This is a genomic window from Fimbriimonadaceae bacterium, assembly GCA_019638775.1.
In the GTDB taxonomy this organism is placed as follows: domain Bacteria; phylum Armatimonadota; class Fimbriimonadia; order Fimbriimonadales; family Fimbriimonadaceae; genus JAHBTD01.
In genome coordinates, this window is the sequence record JAHBTD010000001.1 from 789,093 (window position 1) to 802,791 (window position 13,699).

Genomic DNA, 13,699 nt, shown 5'->3' on the forward strand with positions numbered 1-13,699 from the left:
CAATCCGCTTTCTGAAGGAGCGAATTCGAGCTTTAGCCCAGCATTTCCTTTAACCGACGACGCTGAGCGAGGAGCCGCAGCTTTTTGATGGCTTGAACCTCAATCTGCCGGATGCGCTCGCGGGAGAGTTTCATCTCTTTGGCGATCTCCTCTTGAAGCGCGGCATCGGCATTTCCATCCAGCCGGAACCTCATGCGCATCACTTTCTGCTCGCGCTCATTGAGCTCAGCCAGAATGCGCGTCAATTCGTTCATCAGTTCACCATCGACGATGTTTTGTTCGGGGTCGCCCGACTTCGGGTCGCGAATGAGTCCGCCAAGGGTGGTGCCCGAACTGTCGCCCACTTGCATGTCGAGGCTGAGCATCTCTTGTGAGGATTGGATCAAGGTCGTCAGTTTCTTGGCGGAGACACCGATGGCGGAGGCGAGTTGCTCCGTGGTCGGGTCCTTTCCAAGCTCGCGAACGAGTCGGATGCGTTCGCGCTCCACCTTCCTCAAAGATTGGGACACGTGAGCAGGAAGCCGGATGGCTTTGCTCTTGTTGTCGATGGCTCTACCGATAGCCTGTCGAATCCAGTGGGTTGCGTAAGTAGAGAACCGGAAACCTTTGTTCGGGTCGAACCTCTCGGCGGCCTGCATCAACCCGATGGCGCCTTCTTGAATGAGGTCTTCGAGCGGTACGGCGCGGCTGCGATACGACTTGGCGATGTTGATGACCAAGCGCATATTGGCTTCGATCAGGCGTTGCCGCGCTCCCTGATCGCCAGCCTGTACGGCCCGCGTCAGGTAAAGCTCCTCTTCAGGAGTCAACAGCGGTTCCTTCGTGAGCCTATTTAGATAGCTCGGTATGCTGTCTTCGGAATCGATTTGCTCAAAATCCCTTGACATAAATTGCGCCACTCATCTTCGTCGTTAAGTACGGCCCCCAGCTTGGCTTATGCCGCCGCATCCCTGTCAGTGGCAGCAAGAATCGTGCCTGCGGCGAAAAGTTTGCTTTCGTGACCTTTTAGACGTGCGAAACAGGTCAGCCGTTCTTAGCAATTCGCGCGAAGCACCCCGCGTACTGATGAAAATACGTTGAGAAGGGCTTGAGGTTGCACCGACCTATCGACGATTCTGGAAGATTTCCAGCGATATGGCGCGCATTTGTAACAACCTTGAGGCTATAACACGTCATAATGTCTGAACCGAGGTGCGTCGTCGCGCCCGGGGGGTATTACGCATGAAGCGCTGGACCTGGATAATTTTGGCAACCGTTTTAGCGGGCTCTGCACTAGCCCAAGCGCCCTTTACGATCGTAAGGCCGGTCGAGGGCGCCAAGGTGCGCGAAACCGTTCGGGTGCAGATCCCGAAGAACAGCATTCCCGACAATTCCTACGTTGGGGTGTTCTTGAACGGCAAGTTCATTGAAGGGACGATTTTGGAAGCTAAGGGTGACTTTTACGAGTACCTGCTCGATACGAAGGCTCGCAAGATTCCCGATGGCAAGACCAAGCTCGAGTTAGTGCTGTACCGAGATGCAGCGAACAGTTCGAGGATTACCGACCGAACTTCAATTGAGATTGAAGTGGTCAACGTGGCCTCTATTCCGATCCCTGAAGAGGGGCTGGACCTGCACTACAAGTTCCAGGCAGGAAAACAGTACACGTATACAGTCGAGGATCGAACGGCGATTGTGACTATCAGCGAAGCTCAGGCCAAGCTTGGTGGACGCGCCGCCGAACTTCCCATCGAAGCTTCCCACGTCCGCATGCTTTATGCAATCGACAACGCTTACGGGAATGGAGACGGCTTGGTGCGAATGCAGGCGTTGCCAGAGAAGAACAAACGCTACGCTTTCCTGAAAACTCAGTCGGACCCCGAGGGTAAGAGATTCGAAGACTACGAAATGCACCCGCTTTATATGCGGCTCGACCGCAAGGGCGTTGAGAAATTTGGCTCCGTACCTGTCTATGCAGGCGTTGAGGGTGGTCTTCGCGAATCGATGCGAACCGATTTGTTCGCAACGTTTCCACTGCCTACTCTTCCCAACAAGAGGGTCAAGCCCGGCAGCGATGCGACGTGGAGCACTTGGAGCTCCTGGTTCCAAGCTGGCAACCTCGACCTCGAAAAGCTTGCGGAAACCACTTCGCTGGTCCAAAAGATTCCATGCCGTGGCGAGCTCCTCGGCGTTGAATGGGAAGCCGGGCACCCATGTGCGAAGTACCGCAACAGCCTCCGGCTGAACGCGGGCGCTCGACAGAACACCGGCGGCAGCGACGGTGGGGTCGGCCTTGGCAACACAGGCGTACAGATGGAAGAGACCATTTGGTTTGCTCTTGATCTCGGTATCCCCGTCAAGATCACACGCGACCAGCAACAGGATATCCGCATGCAAGCGCCTTCGGGCGGTGGCGGTGGTGGAGCGGCTCCCGGTACCGGTGGTGGACGCGGTCCTGGCCTCGGCACATCCGGCGGCGGTGGACGCGGTCCTGGCGCTCCGGGTAGCGGAGGCGCAGCCCCAGCCGATGATCGGATTATCCTTCCCAACGGCAACTACGGCTACGTTCTGTTTGGCAACTTCTTCCGACAGGGTAGCGCAACCGGCAACGAAGGTGGCCCTCCCGGAACTGGTGGACAAGGTCGCGGCGGAAATGCGGCTCCTGGCGCTGGCAACTCGGGCAGCGGTGGCGGCGGCGGAATCCAGTACATGCGCATCCGTCAGCAACAAATCCTTACTTTAGAAAAGTAAACTACTGGGCGACATGCCCGTCAAGCTCAAGCGTAATCAGCGACGAAACTCTTCCGGTGATCCGGAAGAGTTTCGTATGTCTTTGGGCGACCATTTTGAGGAGATACGGTCTCGAATTGTACGCGTGGTCATCGTCATCACCGTCCTCTGGATTATCGGCTGGTACCTGGAAAAGCCGCTTTATGACCTGCTAAATAACGTCATCGGTGACGTTGTCGAAATCTACAAGAAAACTCACCCCGACTTTGTCTACGCGGAACCGTTCTCCACGATGACGGCTCCGTTCATGCTCAAATTTAAGCTCTCCTTCATGATCGCCATCGGCATCGCCCTGCCCTACCTGATACTTGAGATTTGGGGGTTTGTTTCGCCAGGGCTGAGAGAGAAAGAGCAGAAGCCGATCAAGAGACTTGCCCCGATTAGCGTTTTCCTATTCTTTCTGGGTGCATTCTTCTGCTGGCTGATCCTTCCCCAAACGTTCGCATGGTTTCTGAGTTATCTTGAGGAATTCCCAGGCACTTCACTTTTCCAAGAGCCGGGGACGATGGTCTTCTTCACGCTCAAGCTGATTCTGGCTTTTGGGATCGGTTTTCAGCTTCCCTTGGTCGTGTATTTGGCGGCAAAAATCGGGCTTGTCACGCCTGAGACACTTCAGCATTATTGGCGGCACGGTGCGGTTTTCGTCTTCTTCGCCTCTGCCATCCTCACGCCGAGCAACGACGCCTTTACCATGCTGATGATGGCGGTGCCGCTGACGATCCTGCTGATGCTCAGCATCTTCTTCGTGAAGCTGACAATGCGCGATAAGGGTGAAGGCGATCCCGAATTGAACGATCTGGATTAGGCGATGAAGCCGCATCCGCTCAATATCCTGCACCAATTCGCTGAAGAGTTTTCGCTGGACCTCAACCAGTTCACCATGCCCGCGATGCCGGGGCGATTCGCCGAGCTTCAGGGCAAGCTGCACCCTCGGCTGTCGGAAAGACTGGCAGAGTTGGGGTTCGACAAGCTCTATAGCCACCAGGCCGAAGCCATTGACCACGCGCTCATGGGGATCAACACGGTGTTAGCAACCGGTACGAGCAGCGGCAAGACTTTGGCCTTCCTGGCCCCCATCCTCAACGCTTGCTACAGCGAGCCCAACGCCCGTGCGCTTATTCTCTACCCAACCAAAGCGCTCTCACAGGATCAATTGGCCTCTTTCCAGAACGTGATCGGCACCGAACCCGTGCGATTGTCGACCTATGACGGCGACACGCCGAAGAGCCAACGTTCGACGATCCGCAAGAGCGCGCACATCGTGATCTCTAACCCCGACATGCTCCATCTCGGCATCCTGCCATCGCACGAACTTTGGACGCCCTTTCTTCGCAACCTTCGCTACATCGTGCTGGATGAGATGCACACCTACACCGGAGTTTTCGGCTCGCATGTCGGAGGGATTATTCGGCGGCTGCTGCGGCTCTGCGCTTGGCACAACGCCAAACCCACAATCATCGCCGCCACCGCTACAACCGCAAACCCCCAAGAGCACTTTCGACTGCTTACCTCTAGGGAGGCGATGATTGTGCTTGAAGACGGCGCACCAAAGCCCGAACGAACCTACGCATTTGCATGGAGGCGGCTTGACGCAAGCACACGCCCAGCATCGCAAAATCAGCTCACTGGGTCGTTGCTGGCGAACCTAACCCAGTCCGGGTGCCGATCACTCGCCTTTAACCAAAGCAGAACAGCGAGCGAACTCGTACAGAAGTATGCGGCAACGCAACTTGAACTCTCTGGCGAGGGGCAAGGCAACAAGATCGACAGCTATCGAGGAGGCTACACGCCCAAAGAGCGCCGGGAAATCGAGAAGAGGTTTCGGTCGGGAGACCTCCTTGGAATCGCAAGCACCAATGCTCTGGAGCTAGGCATCGACATTGGTGGGCTCGACGTTGTGCTGATGAACGGCTACCCTGGCTCAATCGCGTCATATTGGCAGCAGGCTGGGCGATCCGGGCGAGGGAAACGACCTGGTCTTGCCGTGATGCTCGCGGCGGATAACCCGCTGGATTTTCTTATCGTGTCGGACCCGGAACGTTTCTTGCGAACAAACTTTGGCGGCTCCCCCTTAAACCCAGGCAATCCAGCAATCCTAAGCCAGCAAATCAAGTGCGCGGCTTACGAACGGGCGCTTGGGCCGGAGGAGATTGATGCGTTTGGGATGACGGCTGGGCAAGTTGTGGCGGACCTTGAAGCTGGGGGGGAACTCACGTTTTCGGCGGGTCGATACTTCTATCCCGAGTTTGACGCCCCGGCACCCAAGGTCAACATCCGATCCGCCGGTGGGGATGTGTTTAAGATCGTCACGAAGGATGGCGAACTGGGCACGATGGAGTATTGGCGCGTACTGCAATCGGGATTTCCGGGCGCTGTTTACCTACACCGAGGCCAAACCTATGTGGTTAATGAGCTTGATCTCATCTCGAAAGAGGTCAAAGTGGAGACGCAGGACGTTGCCCACTACACCACAGCCCTGCTTCGAGGCTCCTCGAACGAGTTGATCGAGATAGATCGGCGGGCACAAGGACTATTCGAGGTCGGGTTATGCTCCGTTCAGATTCACGAGCACGTCGATGAATATCAAAGACGGTCCTTAGATGGCTCAAAAACCTCCGACACCGAGCCTTTGGATCTTCCCTCGATCGACTATCAGACTCTTGCTGTTCGATTTGAAGCCAAGTTCCCGGCAGAGGATGAGGTTGCTTCCCTTCATGGGTTCGAGCACGCTCTGCTTGCAACTGCACCCCTTATCGCCGGCTGTTCGCCACAAGACATCGGCAGTGTTTGGTTTGTGGAACTGCCCGAGCATGAGGGATCTGTGCTCTATATATATGACCGAGCCCCAGGGGGGATTGGGCTCACGGAAATACTTTACGAAAGCGTAACGGAATGGATAGAATCAGCAAAAGATTTGTTGCTCAGTTGCTCCTGCACGGGCGGCTGCCCACGCTGCCTATTGCTCCCGAGATGTCCCGATGGCAACGACGTTCTTTCTAAACTGGGGGCGCTGGAATGGTTGGAACGTGCGCTGGACAGTCGATAGCCCCTGGTAAGGCCCGGTAGCTCAATATGCCGGTAGGTATCCTTTGAACCTACCATGATCGTGTTGATGCAGTTTGGCGCCACAGAGGAGCAGATACAGGCCGTCGTTTCCAGTATTGAAAGCTACGACCTGGAGGCGCTAGTCCTGCCCGGTGACCGTGTGGCGATCGGCATCCCCAGCGCAATCCCCCAAGAGATTCGAGACATGCTGGAGAGCGCCCTGTCTGGGCTTTCCGGCGTCAGCAAGGTCACCCAGGTTAGCCGACCGTACAAACTTGCCTCGCGAGAGTGGCAGCGAACCTCAACTGTTGTGGATGTTGGCGGGGAGAAGATTGGATCCGGGGCCTTCACGGTGATGGCGGGACCCTGCTCCATCGAATCCTACGACCAACTGCTCGATTCGGCGAAGATTGTCAAGGAGAGCGGAGCCACATTCCTACGGGGTGGCGCATTCAAACCCCGAACCTCGCCGTATGCCTTTCAAGGGCTTGCAAAAGAGGGGCTGCAAATCATGCAGCAGGTCGGCAAAGAGACGGGGCTGAAAACGATCACCGAAGTCATGAGCGCAGACCTCGTCGGGATGGTCGCCGAACATGTCGATGTGCTTCAAATTGGGGCTCGATCCATGCAGAACTTCCCTCTCCTCATCGAGGCTGGGAAGAGCGGCAAGCCGATCTTCTTGAAGCGTGGACCAGCTGCCATTATCGACGAATTCCTGCTTGCGGCCGAGTACGTTTTGAATCAGGGCAACCCGAACGTGATCCTCTGCGAGCGCGGCATCATCCCACTGGATCGCAGCTACACCCGCAATACGCTCGATCTTGCGGCAGTTTTGGTGCTAAAGGAGCACTCACACCTGCCGGTCATCGTCGATCCGTCTCACGGCACCGGTGTGGCTCGCTTTGTTTCAGCGATGGCCAAGGCCGCGCTCATCGTCGGAGCGGACGGGGTCATGGTGGAGATGCACCCGGACCCGACCAAGGCGTTGAGCGATGGTTCGCAGGCTCTGCCGCCCAAGCAGTACACCGATATGATGGGCGAGTTGAAGACCCTGCAGGCGCAGGTGGCGAGGCCGCAGTAGACAGGACCGTCCGTTTGCCTCGCCAAAAAAATACTGTCAAAAACACCTAAAGAACCGCAAACCCGCGCCGACAATCCTATTGGGACGACTCTTTGTCAGCCCCAAAAACCTCAAGTGGATTGTCAACTATGCCGGTTCAAAACATCGAGTGTCAGATCGCACAGGGCCAAATTTCACGCTATCTCTCAGGAGACAGCTTCCCAACTGCGGTTGTGACCGAATTAGAGAAACACATCGCGGAATGCCCGAACTGTCAGGAGATCGTCAACCAGAAGAAGTCGATGCTCCAGGCCATGCTCCGGCTCCAAGGTGCGCCCGCCGCAAAGGCCGTAGTTGAGGTCTTGGAGGATGAAGAAGAGGCTGAGGTTAAGGTATCTGAGGTCACCCGCCAGCCCAAGCCCTCTCGGCAAACACTTTCACAGAAGCTGATCGACCGTATCGCCCAGGCTCACGAGGAGCAAGAGAAGCAGGTTAGCACGAAACGAGAAGCCTTCGACAAGAAGAAGTTCTTTGGCAAGCCGCTGATGTATTCGTTAGCGCTTGCGGCAGTGCTTGTGGCGATGAGCTATGTGATGAAGGACCCGACACGGCTCTTTGGAGATCGAGTGGTCGCATCAAGCTCTTCGGCAGCACTTGATCAGACACCTCCCCCCGTCGCCGCTCCGGAAGAGGACACCACCGGCACGACCGTCGAGCCCGAGATTCTCGGCAACACCGTCAGCAGCGTCACAGACAGCATTGCGAATGCCGCTTCCGCAGCCCTGGCAACACAGACCCTGCCCGAGCAGCCCGCAACCGAGCCGCCTACAACCGAGGCTCCGCCGAAGACTGTAGAACCCGCCGCAGCAAAGCCCACAACAGCCACGCCCACGCCGGCGCGAAAGACACAAAAACGTATTCCTCAGCGAAAACCCTCGTCATCTGGCATCCGCGTTTACGACAAGGATGGCAACCCGATTAAGTAAGGAGACACCATGAAGAAAATTCTCGCACTGCTCGCCATTTCCGCGCTTGCGTTCACCGCGATCGCCGACGAAACGCCCGTAAAGGTTGAAAACAAGAACATCTCGATCTCTTCGAAGGGATCGGACGTTCGTGGCGTTCTGCACGACCTGTTCACGCAGTCGGGCAAGAACTATGTTCTCGAACCCAACACACACTTTGCTTTGTATCTCAACCTGAAAGATATCGAATTCGAAGAGGCGCTGCAGATCGTTTGCAAGCTGTCGAACCTCGATTACGATATCCAGAACGGCATTTTCTACGTCAACAAGGTGAAGGCCAAGGCCCAACCGAAGCAAGAGCCGACCCCCCAGCAGCCAGTACAAACAGCCGCGCCCAAGGGCACGCTCAACGTCAACGTCCTCAATAAACTGCTGACAACACGCTTCCAAAAGACCGATCTTCGCGCCATCATCGCCGATATCTCGAAGCAGACTGGCGTAACCCTTGAGGTCTCAGCCGACGTGCCCGCCTATAAGATGGACGCCTTCCTGATCAACACCTCGCTTAAATATGCGCTGGATACGATCTGCGAAGCGACCAAGCTGAGCTATAAACTCACAAACAACTTGAGCATCTTGATCGAGCGCGCAGAGCCCGTCACGGCCCAGAACCAGAACCGCGTCGCGGTCATCGGGGGTTGAGAGCAGCTTCCTCTTCATGAATCCTTCCATCACCCCCATCAGCCCCGCCCAAGAGGTGGGGCTTATCTTTTTTCGAGGGTCAGGTCAGGCTCATTGAAGGAGAGATTTGTCTCCCCCAGATCGTCGATAAAATTCGGCCCCACGCTGTAAAGGCGATACTCCTCGCCCTCGGTGCGGTAGGCGAATGGAACGCCAGTGTACGGGTCAATCTTCACATCGCTTCCAAAGACGTCGAGATTTGGCGGCAAGGGCTGCTTTGTCTTGAGCAGGGCCCGCAGCCGTGACTCGATGGCGAGCAGCCTGGTTCGAGCGATGGACGCATCACGCATCCGGAAGAAGGAATCCGGCGCGGTAAAGAACTGTTTGGCAAAGCGCCAAGAGGCGCCCTGCTTTGTGAGATCGAATTCAGGAAGGTTTGCGCGCTGACGCGCGCTTAGGTTCGCCATCTCGGCGTATCGGTCGCGCATGGTGTCGGCAAGCGCCTTGAAATCGTCGAAGTAGCGAGCGCGTTCGCCCGCGCTTTTGCCGGAAAGCCTCTGGAGGTACTCCACCGCATCGCGAACGTCGAGCCCGAACCTGTCCCGCAGTTTGTCGTACTCCTTGGCGCGGAAGGCATCCTGTACAAATTGAACTGCCGCAAGCATATTCTTGTACTCGTGGGCAACTACCTGCTCGGCCTTAGGCCGACGCGCCAGAGCATCGGAAAGACCGGTGGAAAGACGCTCAAGCTCCGCAGGGGGCATAAGGGCAAGCCCCGGCAAGATCGCAACTCTGGCTTGATCTACGATGCCCAACCCAAGCGATGCGTCGGTGGCTCCGCCCCCGGTGAGATCGAACCCAAACCGAGTTGCCGCCAGCGTCCAGTTCACCGCCTCGGCAAACTCTTCGTTTCGGACCGCCGTTTCTACCCGCCAAGCCATCGCGCGACCGATGAGAAGCCAACCCCGCTGATAGCTGGGGGGCTGAAGAGGCTTTATCGCTCTGAACTCGAACTCAAAATTTGGCACCGACGTCTTGGCGATGCTGTTCATGGGTTCGGCAAGCTTCTCGATGATCGAGGCCTTCATCCCGGGCGTAAAGCTAACACGGGTGAGGTAGTCGCCCCCGACGCTTTCCGCTTTGAGGGCGGCAAGAGCATAAACGTCGAAAGCGTTGCCCGATCCGCTCACCGGAATATAAGCGGGCTCCGGCTCAAAGTAGGTCGGAAACGGGGGAGGCTTCGGCTGCGAACAGCCGGACAGAAGGGCTATCAAACAGCCCCATAAGACCCATGTCCCGAAGCCTTCCCTGGCGAGAGTCATGACGATAACATGGTAGCACACGGGCTTGTGCTATCCTTGCGCCAGCATGAAAGGAGTCATCCTCGCCGCCGGAAAGGGATCGCGTCTTTTTCCCGTCACTCACCACATCCCTAAGCCGATTCTGCCTCTTGCGAACCGCATGACGTTGGAATATGCCTTTGACCGGCTGAAGGAGTTGGGCATCCACGAGGTCTGCATGGTCGTCGGGGAGAATGAGGAGACGATGAAGGAGGCGCTCGGGAGTGGTGAGCAATTTGGACTCTCGCTCTCGTACGTGCGGCAACTGGAGCCTAAGGGCCTCGCCCACGCCCTCGGCTTTGCCAAGGACTTCGTCGGAGAAGAGTCGTTCGTGATGTATCTCGGCGATGCGATTTACAGCGAGGGCTTCCAAAAGCATGCAAAGCGCTTTGCTGAGTCCGGCTGCGCGAACCTCAATATCGTCAAACCGGTGGAGGACCCTTCACGCTTTGGCGTCGCCAACACCGAAGGTGACCGGATCGTGAAGCTCGTCGAAAAGCCAAAGCACCCCGAATCTAACCTCGCCATGGCTGGGCTTTACTTCTTCGGTCCGCAGATTTGGGAGGTCTTACCTGAACTTCAACCGAGCGGGCGTGGCGAGTATGAGATCACCGACGCCATCCAAATGTTGATCGACCGTGGCGAAACCGTGCTTGCTGGCGTGTACGAGGGCGTTTGGTACGATTCGGGGACGCTGGACTCGTTCTTGGAGGTCAGCGCTTTTCTTATTGACGGCGGACATCTATTGGCCCCAAGCGCTTCAGTCAAGGGTCATGTCGGCAGTTCTGTCGTGATTGGGGCAGCCGCGACGGTTGAGTGCGACGCGATTGAAGATTCCGTGGTGCTGCCTGGGGCAAAGGTTCGGGTGCAGGGGGCGATCCGGCACTCTATCCTTGGTGGGACCGTTGAATCGGGTGAAGATATCGAGAATCAGATTCTGTACGGTGTGAAATGATGAGAACACGATCTTTGTGGCTGATTGCAGCGGGACTGGCCCTTTTTGTTGGGGGTTGCTCCGCCGAATCTGCCAAGCAGCAAGCGCAGCAAAAGCTTGACGAGGCAGCGGCCAGCGTGAAGAAGAGCGCTGAAGATGCCGCCACGGATGCTATCGACAAGGCGGTCGCCGGCGCGAAAGAGAACATGGCAAAGGCCGCAGAAGATCTTTACCGTCAGGCGATGGAGTTTGGCGCGACGACACCGGACACAGTTCTCACGGCCTCTAAAGAGGCAATGGGCAAGGTGAAAACGGGCATCGAAAAAGCGTTTGAACCGGACTCGCCACAACGAAAGTGGGCAAACAACCTTGCCAAGCAGATGGCACGGATCGACGCAACGCAGATGCTGAAGACCCTACAAGCCCGCTCGGATGAAGTTTTGAAGCAAGCGCAGACTTCGGGTGAGGTCGCGGCAAAGGATGCCGACGAGGCGAGAAAAGAGCTGCGCGAGAAGAATCCAAGCTTTAGGGATATCGACGATCAGCGCATCGCAGCCCAAAAACAGCTTGCCGAGATGACAGAGCAGCTTAAGCAGGCCGTGCCGCTATTCTCCAACGAAGACCCCTCATAAAGAACGTGGCCCGACGGAGTGAACTCCATCGGGCCGTATTTCGATACTGAAGCCGTTCTTGGCTACTCAGTCTTAGCATCTGCGGGCGGCGTGGTGCCACCATCTGCGGCGGCGTCTCCACCACTGCAACCGGTCAGGACAACACTAAGTGCACAAACGGCGAACAGAATCGCAAAAATCTTCTTCATAAACTTACACCTCCGAATTTGAGCTGAACCTGACTGTTGAATCAGGCTCGTCAGGTTATACCCCGAACTCCCGCTTTTTGTTTGCGGGCTCATGAGTGAGAACGATTATAAGCGGTCTTTCGTTGCGTTGCAAGACCTAAACTTGAAGGTTTTTCCACCGTCTTGGTGTAGATTGAGTTCAACGAGCATGGAAACGACCGTTGATTTTGCATCTTTAGATAGTCAGCACATTATCCAAACCTACCGCCGATATCCCGGAGTTTTTGTTCGGGGAGAGGGTTGCTACGTTTGGGATGAAGGTGGAAAAAGGTATCTCGATATGCTTGCCGGGATAGCGGTTTGCGCTCTCGGACACTGTCACCCGGCTTTGGTTGAGGCCATTACCAGTCAAGCCAAGACCCTGATGCACACGTCGAATTTGATGCTGACGCCCCCGGTTGCCAAGCTTGCAGCGAAGCTCTCGGAGATCAGCGGCATGGAGCGAACTTTTTTTGCCGTTTGTGGGGCTACGGCAAATGAGACCGGCCTGAAGATCGGCAAAGCTCACGGTTTAAAGAAGTGTCCCAGTGGCGATTACGAGATCATTGCGCTGCGTTCGTCGTTCCACGGACGAACCTGCGGGGTGCTTTCGATCACGGCAAATGAGAAGTATCAAGCGCCGTTTCGTCCGTTGCTTCCCAACATCAAATTTATCGAGCCAAACGATGTGGCTGGCATGCAATCCGCATTTTCAGCGAAAACTGCCGCAATCGTGATGGAGCCCGTTCAGGGCGAGGGCGGCATCAACCCGATGACGCCCGCATTCTTCCAAGAAGCACGACGGCTCTGCGACGCGCACGACGCCCTTCTGCTTGCCGACGAGGTTCAGTGCGGCATGGGGCGCACGGGTACGTGGTTCTACTTCCAGCAGCTTGGCGCGATGCCCGACACCATGGCGCTCGCTAAGGGGCTGGGCTCGGGGATGCCGATCGGGGCCTGCTTGGCGCGGGGCAAGGCAGCAGAGATTCTGAGTCAGGGCATGCACGGCTCAACCTTTGGCGGCAATCCCTTAATGGCGGCGGCTGGACTTGCGGTGATTGAGACGATTGAAAAGGAAGGTCTGCGGCAGAACGCCAGCGAGGTCGGCGCTTATCTGGTGTCGTCTTTGCAGGGGATAGACAGCCGAATCCTTGAGGTAAGAGGAGTTGGCTTAATGGTCGGCGTTCTCTTTGACCGGCCCATAGCCCGAGAGGTCGTTCGCCGATGCTTGGAGAAGGGGCTGATCATCAACGCTACTGGCGAGGAGCGCTTGCGCTTTGTGCCTCCGCTTATCCTCACCAAAGCTCAGGTTGACGAGGCGGTCGCCGTGTTGAAAGGCGTTCTCAGCGAGATGGGTTAGGTCGGGGCTCTGACGGGCAGTTATGGCCCGCTGAGGTAGTCGATCCGGATATCGAGTTCTCCGCCCGTGCGCTGCTCTTGGCGAACTATTCCTGTTCCCGGGGCAAACCAGGTGGTGACCTCCATCGACCTCTTGCCGTCGAGCACGAGCTGAAGCCTCGACCTCGTGGTTTCATACTCCCTGGCATCCAGTTTGAGTTTTTGGGCTTCGTGGGTGAGCCTGGCTTCAACCTTTACCGACCCCGACATCGGCCAAGATGCCGTTCCTTTCCAATCGATAGTGCGGCTGTCTGCGGCAAGGAGGGGAAGCGGGGGCGAATACGAGGTCCCGGCAAGACGGTCTGCGTACAGCACGCCGTTTTTCCACGCCATGCTGCTGCTGCCGAGCGGTCCCGTAAGCTCAACGCCTTGCGTGCCCGCAACGCCCACCTCTTTGTTGATCCGCAAAGGCTCCACATACTTGGCGAATTTTCCGCTTACGTTGTATTTCCACTCGGAGCCCACTTCGAGGGGCATAAGGTCAGACGATCCGCTGCGGTTGCAGCCTATGAGGAGGAAAAGCAGAAGGAGAGGAAATGCAATTTTGGATTTTGGATTTTGGATTTTGGATTCTCTGGGTGGAGAGGTCAAACGCACGTGTTCGCGTCTTTGCCGAGGAGCAAAGAAAGTCAAGCCGAGGCCGATCCTCGGCCTGAATGCGGAAACTTC

At 56.6% G+C, this 13,699-nt stretch carries 12 protein-coding genes; 9 read left to right on the top strand and 3 right to left on the bottom strand.

What is annotated here, in order from left to right; translation table 11 throughout:
• Window positions 1–32: 32 nt before the first annotated feature.
• Window positions 33–887, bottom strand: a complete 855-nt coding sequence (locus KF784_03665) for an RNA polymerase sigma factor RpoD/SigA (protein MBX3118137.1) — start codon at window positions 885–887, stop codon at window positions 33–35.
• A gap of 334 nt (window positions 888–1,221) precedes the next feature.
• On the opposite strand from KF784_03665, the gene KF784_03670 reads away from it, so the two are divergent.
• The 6 genes from KF784_03670 to KF784_03695 all read left to right on the top strand — a co-directional run bounded on the left by KF784_03670 (window position 1,222) and on the right by KF784_03695 (window position 8,541).
• Entirely contained in the window at window positions 1,222–2,730 is a 1,509-nt protein-coding gene (locus KF784_03670) for a hypothetical protein (protein MBX3118138.1), read from the top strand.
• 13 nt (window positions 2,731–2,743) lie between these two features.
• Window positions 2,744–3,574, top strand: a complete 831-nt coding sequence (gene tatC, locus KF784_03675; GenBank protein MBX3118139.1) for a twin-arginine translocase subunit TatC — start codon at window positions 2,744–2,746, stop codon at window positions 3,572–3,574.
• Between the two features lie 3 nt (window positions 3,575–3,577).
• The gene (locus KF784_03680) at window positions 3,578–5,815 is read left to right on the top strand and encodes a DEAD/DEAH box helicase (GenBank protein MBX3118140.1); all 2,238 of its coding nucleotides are present in this window, start codon (window positions 3,578–3,580) and stop codon (window positions 5,813–5,815) included.
• Between the two features lie 54 nt (window positions 5,816–5,869).
• Window positions 5,870–6,895, top strand: coding sequence for a 3-deoxy-7-phosphoheptulonate synthase (gene aroF / locus KF784_03685; protein MBX3118141.1), 1,026 nt, complete (start codon window positions 5,870–5,872; stop codon window positions 6,893–6,895).
• 128 nt (window positions 6,896–7,023) lie between these two features.
• Window positions 7,024–7,860 carry a hypothetical protein gene (locus KF784_03690; protein MBX3118142.1) on the top strand — a complete coding sequence of 279 codons (837 nt, stop codon included), beginning with the start codon at window positions 7,024–7,026 and terminating at the stop codon, window positions 7,858–7,860.
• A 9-nt stretch (window positions 7,861–7,869) separates the two neighbouring features.
• Window positions 7,870–8,541 (top strand): hypothetical protein, encoded by a 672-nt coding sequence (locus KF784_03695; GenBank protein ID MBX3118143.1) that lies wholly within the window; start codon window positions 7,870–7,872, stop codon window positions 8,539–8,541.
• A gap of 62 nt (window positions 8,542–8,603) precedes the next feature.
• Here KF784_03695 and KF784_03700 read toward each other — a convergent pair whose 3' ends face one another.
• Complete coding sequence (locus KF784_03700; protein ID MBX3118144.1) at window positions 8,604–9,842, bottom strand: hypothetical protein; 1,239 nt, start codon at window positions 9,840–9,842, stop codon at window positions 8,604–8,606.
• A 46-nt stretch (window positions 9,843–9,888) separates the two neighbouring features.
• Here KF784_03700 and KF784_03705 point away from each other — a divergent pair, with 46 nt between their 5' ends.
• From KF784_03705 to KF784_03715, 3 genes are all read left to right on the top strand, one after another.
• Window positions 9,889–10,815 carry an NTP transferase domain-containing protein gene (locus KF784_03705; protein ID MBX3118145.1) on the top strand — a complete coding sequence of 309 codons (927 nt, stop codon included), beginning with the start codon at window positions 9,889–9,891 and terminating at the stop codon, window positions 10,813–10,815.
• Window positions 10,812–11,426, top strand: coding sequence for a hypothetical protein (locus KF784_03710; protein MBX3118146.1), 615 nt, complete (start codon window positions 10,812–10,814; stop codon window positions 11,424–11,426). The genes KF784_03705 and KF784_03710 overlap by 4 nt, the downstream gene beginning before the upstream one ends.
• A 375-nt stretch (window positions 11,427–11,801) precedes the next feature.
• A complete protein-coding gene (locus KF784_03715; protein ID MBX3118147.1) occupies window positions 11,802–12,992 on the top strand; it encodes an acetylornithine transaminase in 1,191 nt (396 codons plus the stop codon).
• A 20-nt stretch (window positions 12,993–13,012) separates the two neighbouring features.
• Here KF784_03715 and KF784_03720 read toward each other — a convergent pair whose 3' ends face one another.
• Entirely contained in the window at window positions 13,013–13,507 is a 495-nt protein-coding gene (locus tag KF784_03720) for a hypothetical protein (protein MBX3118148.1), read from the bottom strand.
• Window positions 13,508–13,699 lie beyond the last annotated feature (192 nt).